Annotated in this window: 17 protein-coding genes; all 17 read right to left on the bottom strand. The window is 73.2% G+C overall.

The genetic code is table 11. The annotated features are described in order from the left end of the window. A partial coding sequence (locus AMK19_RS33335) for a ParB/RepB/Spo0J family partition protein (protein ID WP_073819216.1) occupies positions 1 to 891 on the bottom strand: 891 nt, incomplete at its 3' end. Beyond that, the gene (locus AMK19_RS33330) at positions 888 to 2042 is read right to left on the bottom strand and encodes a ParA family protein (protein ID WP_073819214.1); all 1155 of its coding nucleotides are present in this window, start codon (positions 2040 to 2042) and stop codon (positions 888 to 890) included. The genes AMK19_RS33330 and AMK19_RS33335, both read right to left, overlap by 4 nt. A 312-nt stretch (positions 2043 to 2354) precedes the next feature. Continuing rightward, positions 2355 to 4499, bottom strand: a complete 2145-nt coding sequence (locus tag AMK19_RS33325) for a hypothetical protein (RefSeq protein ID WP_073819304.1) — start codon at positions 4497 to 4499, stop codon at positions 2355 to 2357. 432 nt (positions 4500 to 4931) lie between these two features. Next, positions 4932 to 5306, bottom strand: coding sequence for a hypothetical protein (locus tag AMK19_RS33320; RefSeq protein WP_073819212.1), 375 nt, complete (start codon positions 5304 to 5306; stop codon positions 4932 to 4934). 511 nt (positions 5307 to 5817) lie between these two features. Further along, positions 5818 to 6000, bottom strand: coding sequence for a hypothetical protein (locus AMK19_RS33315; protein WP_073819210.1), 183 nt, complete (start codon positions 5998 to 6000; stop codon positions 5818 to 5820). Positions 6001 to 6039: 39 nt separating this feature from the next. Further along, positions 6040 to 6513, bottom strand: coding sequence for a hypothetical protein (locus AMK19_RS33310; protein WP_073819208.1), 474 nt, complete (start codon positions 6511 to 6513; stop codon positions 6040 to 6042). Then, positions 6513 to 6986 carry a hypothetical protein gene (locus AMK19_RS33305; RefSeq protein ID WP_073819207.1) on the bottom strand — a complete coding sequence of 158 codons (474 nt, stop codon included), beginning with the start codon at positions 6984 to 6986 and terminating at the stop codon, positions 6513 to 6515. The genes AMK19_RS33310 and AMK19_RS33305 overlap by 1 nt, the downstream gene beginning before the upstream one ends. A gap of 107 nt (positions 6987 to 7093) precedes the next feature. Further along, positions 7094 to 7735, bottom strand: a complete 642-nt coding sequence (locus AMK19_RS36320; protein ID WP_073819206.1) for a hypothetical protein — start codon at positions 7733 to 7735, stop codon at positions 7094 to 7096. A gap of 70 nt (positions 7736 to 7805) precedes the next feature. Then, positions 7806 to 8042 (bottom strand): hypothetical protein, encoded by a 237-nt coding sequence (locus tag AMK19_RS36315; protein ID WP_073819204.1) that lies wholly within the window; start codon positions 8040 to 8042, stop codon positions 7806 to 7808. Further along, the gene (locus AMK19_RS33290) at positions 8039 to 8296 is read right to left on the bottom strand and encodes a hypothetical protein (RefSeq protein WP_073819202.1); all 258 of its coding nucleotides are present in this window, start codon (positions 8294 to 8296) and stop codon (positions 8039 to 8041) included. The genes AMK19_RS36315 and AMK19_RS33290 overlap by 4 nt, the downstream gene beginning before the upstream one ends. Positions 8297 to 8333: 37 nt before the next feature. Next, positions 8334 to 8900 carry a hypothetical protein gene (locus AMK19_RS33285; protein ID WP_073819200.1) on the bottom strand — a complete coding sequence of 189 codons (567 nt, stop codon included), beginning with the start codon at positions 8898 to 8900 and terminating at the stop codon, positions 8334 to 8336. A gap of 159 nt (positions 8901 to 9059) precedes the next feature. Beyond that, positions 9060 to 9899, bottom strand: coding sequence for a hypothetical protein (locus AMK19_RS33280; protein WP_073819198.1), 840 nt, complete (start codon positions 9897 to 9899; stop codon positions 9060 to 9062). A gap of 87 nt (positions 9900 to 9986) precedes the next feature. Beyond that, a complete protein-coding gene (locus AMK19_RS33275; protein ID WP_073819196.1) occupies positions 9987 to 10823 on the bottom strand; it encodes a hypothetical protein in 837 nt (278 codons plus the stop codon). A 42-nt stretch (positions 10824 to 10865) separates the two neighbouring features. After that, positions 10866 to 11366 carry an AAA family ATPase gene (locus tag AMK19_RS33270; protein WP_073819194.1) on the bottom strand — a complete coding sequence of 167 codons (501 nt, stop codon included), beginning with the start codon at positions 11364 to 11366 and terminating at the stop codon, positions 10866 to 10868. Between the two features lie 118 nt (positions 11367 to 11484). After that, complete coding sequence (locus AMK19_RS33265) at positions 11485 to 11868, bottom strand: hypothetical protein (protein WP_073819192.1); 384 nt, start codon at positions 11866 to 11868, stop codon at positions 11485 to 11487. Positions 11869 to 12226: 358 nt separating this feature from the next. Continuing rightward, positions 12227 to 12607 (bottom strand): hypothetical protein, encoded by a 381-nt coding sequence (locus AMK19_RS33260; RefSeq protein WP_073819190.1) that lies wholly within the window; start codon positions 12605 to 12607, stop codon positions 12227 to 12229. A 302-nt stretch (positions 12608 to 12909) separates the two neighbouring features. Next, on the bottom strand, positions 12910 to 15402 hold the full coding sequence (locus AMK19_RS33255) for a hypothetical protein (protein ID WP_073819188.1): 2493 nt from the start codon (positions 15400 to 15402) through the stop codon (positions 12910 to 12912). Between the last annotated feature and the right edge of the window lie 209 nt (positions 15403 to 15611).

Here is a 15611-nt window from a genome sequence, read left to right as displayed (position 1 = left end):
GGCCGCGGCAGCCGGCTCGATGTCCGAGTGGTGCCGGGTCGGCTCGGCCGACTGCGTGTGCTGACGCTCCGCCAGGCCGACCGGGTCTGCCGGTGTGTTGTCCGCGGACAACACACCGGCCTTGGCTGCCTCGAGGAGGTTCTTCTCCTCCTGGCGCCGGTTCCGCTCGTCCGCCTTGATCTGCTCGGCCAGAGCGAGGAGCGCTGCGGTGTCGAGGGCGGGGTCGTCCTTGAGCGCGCGGGCGAGCCGGCGGGCGTAGCGCTCGGCCATGGTGCCGGCGATGAGCATGTCCTGGATGTCGGCGGGGAGGGTGAGAAGGGCGATCTGGTTGCCGACCCAGGAGCGGTCCTTGCCGCGGCGGCGGGCTACTTCGGCGGCGTTGCCGTCGCAGGCGTGGAGGAGGTCCTGGAGGCCGCGGGCGCGTTCGATGATGTTGAAGTCCTGGCGCTCGTCGTTCTCGAGCATCAGGTAGTCGATGAAGTCGGCTCGGGTGACGGCGAGGTCGTCGCGGACGACGAAGTCGAGGTGTTCGAGGGCGACTCGGTTGGCCGAGCGGTAGCGTCGCTCGCCGTTGAGGATGATCCACTCGGCGGTGCCGATGCTCGGCTCGTGTTCGGGCCACAGGGCGAGGTAGGCATCGCGGGTGACGGCGACGCAGGCGGTGGTCTGCTTGCGGGCGAGGCTGTGGCCGAGGGTTTCCTGTTCCGCGCTGGTGCCGAAGTAGCGGCGGGGGTTGACGAGGCTGGGGTGGACCTTGGAGAGGGGGAGGCGCTGGAGCTCGTACTCGGGGATGGATCCCTCAGCGACGGCTTTGGCGCGTCCTCGTTCGCTGCGGGGGCGGACGGAGCCGAAGCTGCTGCCGCCGCCGAGGCGTTCTGCTGCGCGGGTCATGCGGTGATCCTCCGGGCGATCTCGCGCATGACGTCGGCCTGTTCGCTGTCGGGCGCGTGGGAGAGCAGGGGCTTCTTGACGCGGACTGCCTCTCGCTGGTCCTTGAGGTCGTGGACGATGGCGATGACCGCGGGTTCCTCTATGGCCTGCCACTCCTTGAGGGCGGAGGTGGCGACATATCCCTTGCGGGCGTCGTAGAGGTTGACGACGAAGCCGAAGTCGTGGATGTCGATGTCGAGGTCTTCGCAGAGGGACTCGATCTGCTCGCGGAGCATGATGTAGGCGTCGGCGGAGGAGTCCTCGGCCTGGACGGGAATGATGAGGCCGGAGCGTCCCCGGGGTTCGCCGTCGCGGGTGCGGGCGTAGTAGAGGGCGTTGTCCATGGCGTAGCCGAGGCTGGGCGGGCAGTCGATGACGAGGACGTCGAATTCGCGCTCGACGGTGGCGAGGGCCTTCTCGAGGGCGGTCTCCTTGACGCGGACGTCTCGGGAGGTGACGAGTTTGGCGTCCAGGAGGAAGGCGTCGGTGCAGGCGGGGAGGACGAACAGGCGTCCTTCGAAGGCTTCTCCGGGGACCTCGACGAGGAGGTCGCGCAGGTCGCTGGAGCGTTCGCCGGTCATGTTCTTGGCAAGGCTATCGCCCTTGATCGGCAGGGGGCTGATGCCGAGCTGGAGCGTGAGGTGGCTCTGCGGGTCGAAGTCGACGATCAGGACTCGGTGGCCGGCTTCGGCGAGTGCCTGGGCGATGCCGTTGGAGAGGGCGGTCTTGCCGACGCCGCCCTTCTGGTTGGCCACGACGATGCGCTGCGGGCCGGTGGAGAGCCGGACCGGCTGGGGGCGGGGGTTGGCGTCGAGCCAGAGCCGGATCGCCTGGGCGAGTCCCTGGTTGTAGGGGACTTGGCGCTGGAGGCAGGTGACGCGGAAGTTCTTGTAGAGGTCGGAGGGGACATAGGTGGAGAACGAGCTGCTGGCGGAGGTGTCGATCGGTTGGAACGGCTCGGTGCTGTCGAGCCACGCGCGGATGCCGATCGTGACCGCGTCCTGAATGTCGACCCCGACGGTCGCAGCGCGGATCTTCAGCTCGCGGCGCAGCGCGGCAGGCAGTTTGGTAACTACCTTGTCCCGGCCATCCGACGAAGTCTCAGTACTCATGCGGGGAGTTTACTAACCGGCAGCTAGAAGTCACGCGCGACACCGCCCACAGTTCGGGCGGTTCATGATGAAATGCCAGATTCATCGGCACAAACTGCCCGCAGACATGACGAATCACGCTCGCGGCACCTCCTCCGCGGCTCGTTCCAGATGCCCCGTCAGCAGCGCGCCGTAGACCGCACGTTCAGGTGAAGCGCCACGGTGGTCCCTCTCCGCGATGACCTTGACCGAAGTCAGCCCGCTGCAGAACCGCTTGGGGTGTTGTCCGCGGACAACACCCCAAGCGGCCAGATCCGAAGAACGGACCTGGCCTCAACCGACCCGGCCGAGGACGAACGCCAGCACAGCGCGCAGCTGTTCGTCCTCGCGGATCATCGCGTGGTCCGAGCCGGAGACGACCAGGCGGCGGTCCCCGGCGGCGAGCACGGCCAGCCGGCCGAGCTGCTCCGGTGTCAGGGCGGCGGCGCCGAGCGCCTGTAGGGCGTCGCAGGCGCCCTTGAGGTCGGCGCGGGTCTCGGCCGAGTGCAGTGCCGCCTCTGCGAGCCTCGCGTGGTCGAGGCCTGCCGGGTCGGCGACGCCGAGCAGCCCGAGGACGGCCGAGGGTGCCTGGATCGGGTCGTCGAGGAGGGCTTCGAGTCGGGTGGTCAGCGGGCGCCCGGCCGGGCCGAGCAGGGCGATCTCGCGGGCCGCGCGGGCGGCCGTCCAGCGAAACCACTGCCGGCCCTCGCCGCTGTCGAGCACCGAAGCCAGCACTGGGACGACCTCGGCCGCTTCCCCGGCGATCCGCCACAGGGCGAGCGCCAGGGCGAGGTCGGCATCCGCCTCCGGCATGGTGCGGCGGTCGACGGTGCGGCCGAGCGCCGTTCGCAGGGCCGGGACGAGGCGGGCGGCCTCAGGGCCGAGGTCGGCCACCGCGTGGGCACCCTCGACGGCGCCGCGCGCACCGGTGGCGAGCGCCGCCTCGGCGGCGGCGAACAGCGGTCCCTTCTCGCCGGTCAGCTCGTGCAGCGCCTGCGCCACGACCAGCTTCCCGGCGCCGGCCCGCAGGGCCGTGGCGGCCTGCTCGCGCTGCTCCGGCCCGGTGCCGGCGGCGACGGCGGTGATCGCGGTGGCCGCGTATTGGAACCGGGGCAGGACGGCGCAGAGTTCGGGCAGCGCATCGGCGGCCTGCGGGCCCCATTGCCGCAGCAGGTGGACCAGCCCGGCGGTGTCGTTGTTGTCCTCGATCGTCGAGCAACCGCAGTCCTTGCGGCCGTCGGGGCGCTCCAGCGCCTTGGCGGCCAGGCGGGCGCGGACCGCGGCGAACAGCTCGGGGTCGAACGGGAAGAGCGCATCGGCCTCGTGGGACCCGGCGGCGCTCTGCATGGCGCGCGGGCGCCGGCCGAGGGCCCGGGCCAGGAACGGCGCGGCGGCCTGCGGTGCCACCATGACGAGCGCGGCAAGGGCCTGGTCGGCCGCCTCCTCATCCCGCTGCGCGGCGACTTCGGCGAGGACGGGCGCGGCCTCAGCGGCTGCCGGGCCGAGCTTTCCCAGCAGTTGGGCGGCCGCCCGGTCGGCGGCGAGCGGGGCGATCGCGGGAATCAGCCGCTGCGGGGCGCTGCGGGACAGGGTGCAGGCGCGGTCGGCTGCCCACAGGGCCTCGGCCCGTACCTCGGGGCGTTCGTCGCGCAGGGCGGCGTCGAGCAGGGCGAGCGCATTCTCGCGGTCCGAGTCCGTGTCCCGTCCCAACAGGATCCCGACGATCGTGCGCAACGGCTCCCGGTGCTCGTCCGTGTAAACAGACCTGGCCGTCTCACGGGCGGGCAACAGGTCGAGGACGGCACCGCGGTGCGCGGCGAGCCACGGCTCCTCGGCGTCCAACGCGGCGAACACAGCGGCCAGGCGCAGCGGTGCGGGCGTGTCCGGGCCCAGCAGCGTGCGGGCCTGGACGGCGGCGCCCATGCGGTCGATCCGGCTGTACGCGGTGAGGAGTTCGGCTCGGACGGCGGGCTCGGTCTCGGCAGCCAGCCGTTCCCGGACGGCGGGCAGGGCGATGTCGGTGTCCCTGGTGTGGCCGACCGTCCAACCGGCTGCCTGCCGGACGTCGGCGGCCTCGTCCGCCAGCAGAGGTATGAGCAGCGGCAGTTGGGCGGTGACCGCGGCCCGGACGGCGCCCGGCTCGACGCCGGACTCGTCCTCGCTCTCGGCGAGGCAGCCCAGCAGCCGGAGCGCGTCGACGGCTTGCCGGCCGGAGGCGGCGATTCGGGCGAGATACGGGGCGGCGTAGATGCTGGCCGCGTACACGGTGCCCTGGTGCACGATCGAGCCGTACAGCTCGTCCAGGGCCTCCTCGGCGCCCTGGCCGCCCTCGGCGAAGGCGCGCAGCAGGTCGGGCAGGTCCTCGGCTGGGCCGTAGGCGTGGTTGACGGCGGCCCAGAGGTAAGTGTCGAGCCCGGCGAGGGCGGTGGCGGGTTCCATGACTGTGATCTTCGTGGGGACCTCCGACATCCCCGGCCGAACCAGCTCACGTTCCTGCACAGACCGACACCGCGACCGGCAGCACGTTCCTGCCGAGACGGACCACACCCGCGTCATGATCGGCTGCGGACTGCTCCAGGGCCACACCGAGCTGCGCCGGCGCAACCGTCGCCCGCTGCCTCTCGCCCCGGTCAACGGCCAACGTGTGCCGGGCCCCGAAACGCAGAAGGGCTCGTCTCCATCGGCTTTTGACGCCGACGGGGACGAGCCCTTCAGTCGATGGGGATCAGGTCGCAGCGAGGACGCTCGAACGGTCGAGGCCGATCGCGCGGCTGACCGTGGCGAGGGTGTCGTTCCAGTCGCCGGCGTGGTGGACGGCGCGGTCGCTCCCCCGCCGCTGAGCACCTCGTTTTCAGGATGAGGCCAAGGTGGTTACTCGTCGTCGAGGCGTTGGAGGATCTGGTCGAAGTCGCCGTCGTCGAGGAGGCCCGTGATCACCTGGGTCATGTTGGCGATGCCGGGATCCCGGACGATCAGGCCGTCTGAGCACCAGAAGTAGCGGCCGTCCAGGGCCTCGCCGCTTCGGGACCACTTCTCCATCAGGCGCTGGACCTCGGCGACGGTGAACACCGTCGCGCTCCAGCGCGATCCGTCCGCCAACCGGACTTCGACATCGATGTTGCACACCGCGCCCAGGTCCTCACCGGCGCTGGGCAGGAAAGACGCCTCGAAGCGGTCCGTACGGACCCGGTACCAGGGCCCGTCCCAACGCTGTTCGACTGCCTCGGATGGCACGCTATCGGTCATCGCGTGAGTATCCCGAGCCGATCCCTGCGATCTCAACCGACTTCCCGTGACGAGCTCCCTGCCGGAGCCACCTCCCGGCCGCCGTGGCCACCCAGTACGGCTGCCGGTGCCACACCTGCGGAATCACAAGCGGGTGCTCAGGAGCGCGGAGACAAGCAGAGCCAAGGCATGCAGAGCCTGGTCAGTTGACTGCACTAACTCGGGCCCCAGCTCGACGGGGCGGCGGTGGTCCAAGAGCATGCGGACGTGCATGACACTCCTTCACTTCATCGAGATCTGATTGACGGACGAGCACGGCTGCCTCGGGTGGGGGCCGTGGTCGCGGGCTCCACTCCGTCGCTACCGTGGCTGGTGGTGGACGCGGCCGATCGGGAGGTCGTCCCCGTCAGCAGCTACCTGCGGGACCGGATGCTGGGCGATGTCAGCCCGCTGACCTGCCGCAGCTACGGCTTCGACCTGCTGCGCTGGTACCGGTCAGTTGACTGCACCAAAGGCACTGTCTGCTGCGGTTTCACTGGCGGGCACGCAGGTGCTTCTGCCAGCTCTCGGGCTGGATGCCTTCGCGCTCAGCGGCGAACAGCGCGACGTTGACCACCAGGACATCGGCGGCGTTCGGCTTCTGGCCGGCGTCCATCTGGTCCAGCACGGTGTCAACGGCGCTGGCAGCCCGCTCGGCGGTCTCTTCGCTGTTCATCGGATTCTCCTTCGGGGGGCGGGGTTCGGAGCGAATCGCTCAAAGCCGGGTAATCAGGAGCGCGGAGACGAGCAGGGCCCCGGAATGCAGAGCCTGATCAGCCAGGTACAGCCCGTTGAGGCCGGCGGATCGGAGCTCGGCGAAGTCCGGCGAGCCGGTGTGTTGCAGAAGCCAGCGAACCGGCCAGCGTCGGTCCAGCACGGCATGGGTCGCCGCGGACCAGCCGAACCCGGCGGCCAGGCCAGCCGCGGACAGCGGCAGCGGGATGAACAGCCACACCAGGGTGAGCAGCGCGGCGATAACGAGGTGGTACTGGCCGACGTGGGCCAGGCATGCGGCCCAGCCCCGGCGGGGGCTCACCCCGGAGGCCACGTCCTGCGCGCTCGGCGCTCCCTTGTTCGCGGCCTGGTGGTCGCTCTGGCCGAAGACGTGGTCCGCCAGGTTGTGGCCGACGGCCAGCACCGCCCAGATCGATCCGAACGTTGCCAGCGTCGTGAGGTCGGGGGTGCTCATCAGCGAGCACCGCCGGCAACCGTGTTGGTGCAGAGAAGGTCGAGCTCGAAGGACCCGCAGATCGGGGACAGGCGCTCGTAGAAGGCGCTCTTGCCGGTGGCCTTCGCCAGGCGGGCCAGTGGGAATCGCCTGTCCGCGACGTAGTGGGTCGTGAAGGAGATGGCCAGGGCGGCGGCGATTCGGCCGGGTCCCAGGCGCAGGCCCAGCAGCCGTGAGCCGATCAGCAGGGCGCCGGCCTGGACGGCGGTGTAGGTCGTGCAGTGGTGGAGGCAGGCGAGTTGGCCGTCTCGGGTGCCGTGCACGGCGGTCTCGACGCCGGTCTCCTCGTCGCGGTCGACGACGGGGTTGGTGTCGGTGGCGCCCTTGATCCGGGCGCAGGTGTCCGTCTGGACCCACATGTCACCGATCGCTCCGGCGGCCCGGAGCAGGGCGTAGGCGGTGGCGAAGCGGGCGGCGCGGTCGGTGGCTGTCACGGGTTCCTCCGGGGTCGGTGTGTCGGCCGGGCACTGACGCCGCGCACCACAGCACCCCGCTCGCCGGGCCTGGCTGGCCGGGCGACGGGGTGCTGTGGTGGGCAGCGTCAGTGTCCGGAGGCGTGGCACTCGCAGTACGGGGCGGGCTCCCAGCCGTCCGGGGTGCGCGTGCGGCTGGGGCCGGCCCCCGGGATGCCGCTGCCGCCGCAGGTGGTGCAGGAGACGTCGGCCCCCGGGTCAAGGGCCCACTCGTGTCCGCAGGTCCGGCAGCGGGCGCAGTCCGCGAAGTCGTCGGTGCCGTCGATCGGTTCGCCGTACTCCTCGGCGCCGGGCGTCCGGCAGCGCGGGCAGGTGATCGTGCGCCGGTGGGTGCGGATGCCGTGGCCGAGGGGGGCGGCGATCACACCGATCCGCTGCCGGTGGTTGGCGGCCTCGTACTCGGCGACCCGGTGGGCCAGCGCCAGGGCTCCCTCGCGGGTGTGCTGGTAGGCCGCGGCGCGGCCGATGTCCCAAACCGGTCGCCAGCCCTCGCCCTCGGTCCAGGCCCGCACACCGGTCAGGGCGCCGTCGGTCACCGCCCAGCCGTCGCCGGTCGCGTCGCGGCGCACGACGACCTCGCCGGGCCCGCCTGCCGGGCCGTGGGGGATCGGCACGCGGAACTCGACCGCGAGCGCCAGCTGCTCCTCCGGGGACTGGATGCTGTTTCTGCTGGTCCGGCCGCTGGGCGCGGTGTGGTCGGTGGTGGTCACGGTGTCCCTTCCATGGACGGTCGGGGCCGGCCCGCTCGTGGTGGGCCGGCCCCGTGGTTGTGGTGGGCGGTCAGGCGGTGTGGCGGTGGCGGTGGCGGTACTTGAGCTCGTCGGCAACGACGACCCGCAGGTCGTGGGTGATGGTCTCGCCGCAGCCGGGGCAGTCGGCGCTGTAGCCGGTGCGGCCGGTGCAGCCGCCGGCCGGGTCGCGGGGCCGGCCGGTGCGGGGGTGGACCTGGTGTTCGCAGGTGGTGCCGTCGGCGTGGACGCGGCGGATCCTGGCCGCCCGGGTCCTGGTGGTGGTCACGGGGTTCCCTCGGGTCGGGGCTGTCGGGCACGGCGGGCGGCATCGCGCGCGCCGGTGATGCGGTGGGCCTGGCGGGAGATTCGCCCGGCGAGGGCGGCCAGGCGGTCGGCGGCCTCGGGGTGCGCATGCCCGTCGCGCAGGTCGTCCTGGTAGCGACGGATGGCGTCGGCGAGTTGCGCGACGTCGAGGGCGTGGGCCTGGAGCTCGTGCTCGACCGTGGCGTCGGGGTCCGGCCGGTGGTGCTGGTTGTTCACGATGTCGTGCTCCTGGTGGTGCCGGGTCGGCGGTCGGTCAGCGGTGGTCGGGCAGCGGGAGCAGGTAGGCGCAGGCGGCGGCGTGGTCGGCGACCTGGCTGCGCACCGTGTAGAGGGGTGCGGCCTCGATGCGGAGGCGGCCGTCGCGGCAGCCGGTGCAGTGCCACCAGGCCGGGGTGCCGGGGCGGGCGGGGGTGCCGGCGGGCCAGGGCTCGGGGCCGATCAGCTCGACCGGGGCGCCGCCCTTGGTCAGCTGGCGCATCCAGACGTGGCCGGAGCCGCCGCCGGTCGGGGCGTCGCCGATGTGGACCTGGCCCCGGTCGAGGCGGATCCGTCCGTGGTCGGCGGCCTGCTGCAGCAGGCCGAGGAGGCGGTCGTGGCCGCCGAGGGCCCGGCCGCCGGGGACGGCGCGCGACCAGGTGTGCAGCTCGCCGATCGTGGTGCGGCGCCGGCCGAACGACTCGAAGTGGCCGAGGACGGCGAGGACGACGGTGTAGGCGTCGTCCCGGACCAGCAGGCCGTCGGCCGGGTCAGGGGCGAAGCCGGCCAGGAGTTCCTCCACGGCGGCGACGGGGTTGGGGGTGCGGGGGCTGGCGACGGCCATGGTGTGTGCCTCTCGGTTTGGGCGTCGGGGCTGCGGTCGGGTGACCGGGCAGCCGCGCCAGGTCCCGGCAGCACCGGCCCGGGTGGGCTGGTGCTGCCGGGGCCGGCGGCGGCGGTCCGCTCGCGGAGGGCCCGGCATCGGTACGGGGCTGGGTGGCAATCAGAAGAAGGTGAGCTGCTCCTGGCCACCGACGGGGGCGGGGGCGAGGTCGGGCATGCCTGGGGAGTCGGCGGGCGCGGGGCCCCTCTCGCCGGCGATGTGCCAGTCGGCGAGGGCCCGGGCATCGGCGGCGGTGCGGCACCAGGCATCGTCGGTCCACTCGCGGCGGGTGACGATCCGGCCGCAGCAGTTCACCCACCACCGGCCCGGCCCGGTCGGACCGGTCGCCTGCCGGATCAGCGGGGTCTTGTGGTGGCACGCGCAGCGGCAGAGCTGTCGGCAGGGCGGTCCGGCGATCCACACCCAGGCGAGGTCGTTGGTGCCGGAGTACTCCTGGCTCCGGTGGGTGTGGGGCTGGGGGTGGCGGGCCGGGCGCAGGGCCGCGGTCTGGATGACGGTTTCGCGGATCGGCCGGCCGTCGTGGCGGCACTCGCCGTGGCGGCCGCGCTGGCATTCGGAGGACGGCGGCTCGTGGCAGGCGCAGTCCGTGAAGGCGCTGGGGATGTGCTGGTGGTTGCGGAGCCAGCTCGGCGGCCAGACGTTCTCCCGGACCCAGGCCGCCGCCCCGGGCGGCATCGCGTCCGGGTGCCGGGCGCCGGTGTCGTGGTCGTCGTGGGCGCGTTCGGCGGCGAGGCGGGCGCGGCCGGTGTCGGTGAGGCGGGGGCCGTCGGGGTGGTCGGCGATCAGTCCGCCCCAGATCAGGGCCAGGACGTTGTTGGGGACGCCGTGGACGCGGTAGCGGTCGTGGTCGTAGGCCAGCAGGTGGCGGTCGGCCAGGTCCAGCCAGCGGGCGTTGACGGGGCGGGTGTCGGGCCAGGGCTCGTGCGGGCGCGGCTTCACGGTGAGGTTCCGTTCGGGAGAGGCGGCGGCCCGGCCGCGTCGTGCGGCCGGGCCGGTGGTGCGGGGCCAGGTGGTGCGGTGGGCGGGTCAGGCGTCCAGGTCGAGGACGCCGTCGATGTACTCGGCGCGGCTGAGCGGGTAGCCGGCCATCTCCACCGGGGCGTGGCCGGGGACGTCGAACAGGGCGGCGCGCAGGGCCTCGGCGGTGAGGCGGTGGGTGCGCTCGGAGGCCCTGGTGAGGTAGCCGGTGCCGGTGTCCGGCGACGCGGGGTCGGACTCGGTGGCCGGGGCGGGGGCGCGGTGCAGGCGCGCGCCGTACAGGTAGCGGCCGGCCAGGTGCTCGTCGGCCGCCTCGCCGCCGCCCGGGGCGGGGGCCGGGGGGACGGCGAGGTCGAGAGTGCTCTGCCCCTCGGCGGCGGTGGGGGTCTGCTCGGCGGTGAGGTGGGCGGGGTCGGCCTGGGAGCAGATGAGGTCGCCGTTCGGCAGCGTCTTCCAGTCGCGGTCCCGGGCGGCGGTGACGACGTCCTCGGGGGACTCGTAGTAGCCGTACTCGTCGTCCAGCGGCTCGTCGCACACCGCGCACCAGGCGGAGTGCACGATGTGCGGGCGGACGCTGCCGGTGCGGGCCTGGCGCGGGCGCCGCCAGGCCTTGCCGCGGTGCAGGACCACGGCGTGGACGACCGCGTTGAAGGGGGAGCCGTCGTCCATGTCGGCGGCCACCGCGTTGTGCTCGGCGGCCTCGATCAGGGCCTCGCCGAGGCCGGGCATCGGGATGACCTGGCCGAGGGCGGTCAGCCACAGCGCCCATTCCTGGGACGGGTCGCCGACGACGGCCGGCTGTTCGGCGAACAGGCCCCGGCGGGCGATGTTCTGGGCGGCGGAGGCGATCACCGGCGCGGCCGGGGCGGGGGTGGTGGTGTTCATCGTGCTGTCCTTCCTGGAGATGTCAGGTGCGGCGAGGGATGGTCAGCGGCCGGCGCGGGCCGGTGCGAGGCCGACGGGGGCGGTGATGCGGTCGACGTGCGTGAAGCCCTCGGCGAGCAATTGCTCGGCGGTCGGCAGCAGCTGCTCCTGGTCGAGCAGGACGTGGTCCGGGACGACCCGCTCGCGGGTCGTGTTCTGCGCGCGGCGGGTCTCGAGGGGGACGTCGAACAGCACCGCGGCCGCGGGGCGCTGCCAGTAGCGGGCGCGGGCGATCAGGTGCGCGCGGACGTGGGGCAGGAGTGCTGTGGAGTCGATGACGGTGGTCAGCGCCCGGGAGAGGCGGGCGTCCAGGAGCAGGTCCTGGATTTGCGCGGCGACGGGGGTGGCGGACTGGTCGGCCGCGGAGTCGGTGGCCAGGGCTCGGTAGTCGTCCAGGCACAGCCGCCAGGTGGCCGGCCAGCGGCGGTCGGCGAAGCTCGACTTCCCGGCGCCGGACCCGCCGACGAGGACGATCAGCGTGCCGGGGTCGAAGGTGAGGTTCACGGTCGGACAGTTCCTTCCGGGGTCTGGTCGGCGGGCGGAATCCGGCGGCCGGGCTGCGGCCGGCGCAGGAGTCGGTGGGGCGCGGCGGCCGGGCGGTCGCCGCGCTCGGGGTGGTCGGTCACCGGCGGCGGGCCGGGGCGGCGGGCAGGGCGAGCAGGCTGGCGGTGGAGAGGGCGGCGCCGGTGGAGGCGGTGGCCAGGAGGGCGTCGAGGGCGTCGCCCGTGAGCGGCGCGGTGTCGAGGGCGATGTTCGAGGCGCGGACGCCGGTCGCGTCCAGGCGCAGGCCGACGACCGTGACGCGGGTGCCGACCAGGTGGGCCTGGCCGTTGTTGACGACCAGGCCGCCGATCGCGTCGGCGGACACGTAGGCGGTGACGGAGCCGCTCTCGTCGCTGATCGTCAGGGTGCGCGGGTGGGTGTTGTGGGAGGCGGTCGTGATGACGCCGTGGATGGTGACGAGCGACTCGGAGGGGGCGGCGGCCAGGCGGGGCAAGTTGTCCACGGGTGGGTCCTTCCGGTTGGTGGTACTCGGATTCGGATGGGGCTGCGGTCAGGGGTGACCAGGCGGTCGCGCCAGGTCCCGGCAACGCCGGACCGGGTGGGCGGTGCCGGAACCTGGCGGACGGGTCAGTCCAGGCCGGCGCGCAGCTCGTCGGCGCGGGCCTGGACGGCGAGGGCGGCCCGGGGGTCGATGGCGGCTCCTCGGCCGGGCCGTCGGCCCCGTCCCCGGATGCACACCGCCCGCCGGGCTGGATGCCGGGCGGGCGGTGGGGACCGGGGGTGAGGCCGGTCCTGCGGGGGCAGAGGCGGGGCCCCTGCTCCGGGTGGAGCAGGGGCCCTGGCGGCCCGGTGATGGGCTGTCAGGCCGTGGTCTCGGCGGCTTCGACGGCGTGCCCGGCCTTGCGTGTCTTCCGGTTGTCCCACCAGGTCCGTGCCTCCCAGCCGGTGGCGTAGCTCAGGAGCATGTAGGACACCGTGGTACCGATCGCGAGGACCGCATGGGCCCATCCCCATTGGACGGCGTGGAAGCTGGTACCGATGGCGCTCCCTCCGCCGGCGGCGCTGAGCAGCGTGACGATGCCGCAGACGAACAGCAGGGCAATTTCGGAGTCCATGGTGACGGGGTCGTTGACGCCGTGGTGGATGGCGTAGCGGACGTGGAGTGCCAGAACGGTCACCTGGACGGCCCACAGGGCCAGGACGAGGGCGGCGACGCCGGACAGGGTGACGAGATGGTGCATCAGGGTCCCTTCGTGAATGGTGCGGCCATCCTCGGCAGCAGTGCGGTGCCTGGTGGAGGAGTTGGTGACTTTCGACCGGTACGGGTGACGGCCAGTCACGATGCTGTTCCCGGTGGTTCGGGTGCGGCGGGAGACGAGACCGGTCCGCCGGACACGGGTTGCCCTGCGGGCCGGCCCCGGGACGGTTCGTTCGTTCATCCCGGGGCCGGAGTTCGCGGTTCGCGGTTCGGGCGACGAACCGGTTCGCGGGATTCAGTTCGCGGTTCGCGGTTCGGGCAACGAACCGGTTCGCGGTTCGCGGATCAGGCCGCGATGCGGTTCGCGAACTCCCTGCGGGCGTCCGCGAGGCGGTGGTACGCGGTGGTCTTCTTCATGCCGAGGTTCGTCATCACGTAGTCGAGGTCGACGGTGTCGTAGCCCTCGGCCTCGATCAGTTCGAGGACCTGCCGAACCTGCCCGTTCGCGAGTTCCTGGGCGGCGCTGCGCCGGTTCGAACCGTCGAGGGCCGGGGCGGATCGCTCCTGGTCGGCGGCGGTTCGCGGCCGGGACCCGGGACCGGCCGGTTCGCCGTCCGGGGTGGTCCGGTTCGCGGGCTCCAGTTCGCGGCGGCCGCCCGCCGCGCCGGAGCGTGCCGCGGGCAGTGCAGGGTTCGGCGAACCGCCGGGGCCCTTCGGGGGGTGGTTCGGCGAACCGGGGCGGGTGAGGCGAACCGCGAACTGCGGGACGGCGGCCGGGTTCGGCGAACCGGACAGCGCGATGACGAGACTACGGCTCGGCACGGGCGGCAAGGCACGCAGCGGCATCCAGTCGCCGACGCCGATCGCCGTAGCGATGAACCGGCGAACCGGTCCGAGGCCGGTTCGGCGAACCAGTTCGCGGTGGTTCGCCGCCGCCGTCCAGGCGAGTTCGACCGTGGACAGCGACTCGTCGGTGATCGCCAGCGACCACGCGGTGAAGGAGTGCCCGGGGTAGCGGGCCCAACGGATCGCGCCGATCGTCGGCCGCGACTGGGCGACCTTGCCGTCCGCACGGAGCTTGCTGCGGTGGATGAGGCGGGCGTAGAGCTCCCACAGCACCATGCCGGTGATGCTCATCGCCGAGAACGCGACCGCCTTGGGGGTGGGGTCCCAGTAGCTGAGCTGGTCGACCATCTTCTGGGCGACCGGGTCCCACTTCTGGCCGATGACGGTGGCGGAGGCGTGCCAGTAGTTCATTGCGGCCGCGCCGATCGCGAACACCCAGGTCGCGACCCGGTACAGGGTCCCGCTGTCGCCGACCTTGCGGGCCTCGTGGTACATCCACGCGACGAACGCCGTGGACAGCTCCCACGCGGCAGCGAACAGGATCGTGAACGGGGGGATCCAGCCCAGGATGTCCTGGGCGAACCCGGCCTGGCCGGTCCAGGCAACGGCCATCGGCGCGGTGATCGGCACGATGGCCAGCAGACGCCGCGAATTGGCCCGGACAAACTCCTTCACCCGGCCGACGACCGTGGGCTTCCCCGCCCGCTCGGCACCCCGAGCCTCCCGCTTGAGCCGGCGCTTCGCCAGCTTGCGGACGGTGCGGCTGGTGGCCCGGCGCAGCTTCTCCGCGGCATCGTCGAGCTTCTGGGAGGCGAGCCCCTTCATCTCCTGCGCCTCGGACTGCGCCTGCTTCGCCGCAGCCAGACTCTGATCAATCTCGGTCCTGGTCGCGGCCGCCGTCTGCTCGGCCTGCCGCAGGATCCGGTCCGCGTCCTTCTCCGCCTCCTCCAGCAGCCTGGACGCCTCGGCGGCGGTCCGGGTCCGCTGCCGACGGGCCTCCTGCTCGGCCTGGTCCCGGACCTGGCCGGTGTCGGCCGCCGCCTTGGCCCGCACCTCACGGGCCGCGTCGGCGGCCTGGTCGATCTCCCGGTCCGCGTCCTCACGCAGCCGACGGGCCTGGACGCGCACCCGCTCGGCATCCGCCTCGGCGACACGGCGCACCTCGTCGGCCTGCTCGCGGGCCGACTCCAGCAGGCCGGCGACCCGGGCGTGGGCGTCGCCGACCAGGGTCTCGGCCTGCCCGGCGGCGGCCTGGCGGGCCTGCTCGGCCTGCCGCTCGGCACAGGCGCGCAGCGCGACAGCGTCCTGCTCGGCCTGGGCACGGACCTGCCCGGCCCGCTGCTCGGCAGTGCGGGTGAGGTCTGCAGCGGCCTGCTCGGCGCAGGCCAGGATCTGCTCTGCCTCGGCGCCGTTGAGCCGGGCCTGCTCAGCCGCGCGATCGCGGATCTCGCCGGCCCGCTCGGCGGCGACCCGGGTGATCGCCGCCGCCTGCTGCTCGGCGGTGTCGATCCGCCGGAGGGCGTCGGCGTCGGCCTCCTTGCGTCGCTCGTCGGCGCCCTCGGCGGCGGCCCCGCGGATCAGGTCGGCCTGGTGGCCGGCCAGGAACAGGAGCCGACGGGCCGCGTCCTCGGCACGCTGCGTGACCGTCTTAGCCTCGGTGGCGGCCTGCTCGCGCAGCGCTTCGGCCTCGTCGGTCCGCTGCTGGGCGGTCGCCAGCTCGGCGTCGGCGGCGCGGTTCGCGTCCTCCAGCAGGACGCGGGCGTCGGCCAGGGCGAGGTCGCGGATGTCGGCGGCGCGGTCGGCGGCGTCGGCCAGCAGCGGGTCGGCGGACAGCCGTGCGAACGCCGTCGGGACGGTTCCGGGGGCCAGCTTCGGCAGGGCGTCGGCGGTCTTCGGCGCGACGGCCGCGAGCGATTTCCGGGCGGTCTTGGCCGGGGCCTTGGCGGGGGTGGTGCGGGGCTTTCGGGGGGTGGTGGTGCGGGCCGGGGACATCGCCGGTCTCCTGTCTGATCGGTCACGGTCGGTAGTTGTGTGCGGGCATGGCGGAGCCAGGCGGGACGGGTGTCGGGGGCGCGGGGCCGATGGGGCCCCGCAGGGCCTGTCGAGGCCGTTTTCCGGGGGGTCGGCGGGCTGATCGGCTGGATCGGTTTCCGCAGTTCAGGATCGGTTTCTGATCGGCTGCCGATCGGCCGGTGATCGGC

Origin of the sequence: Kitasatospora sp. CB01950 (assembly GCF_001905465.1) — a bacterium.
GTDB lineage: Bacteria > Actinomycetota > Actinomycetes > Streptomycetales > Streptomycetaceae > Kitasatospora.
Note: the sequence above shows the minus strand (reverse complement) of the source record. Positions and strands in the feature narration are given on the sequence as shown.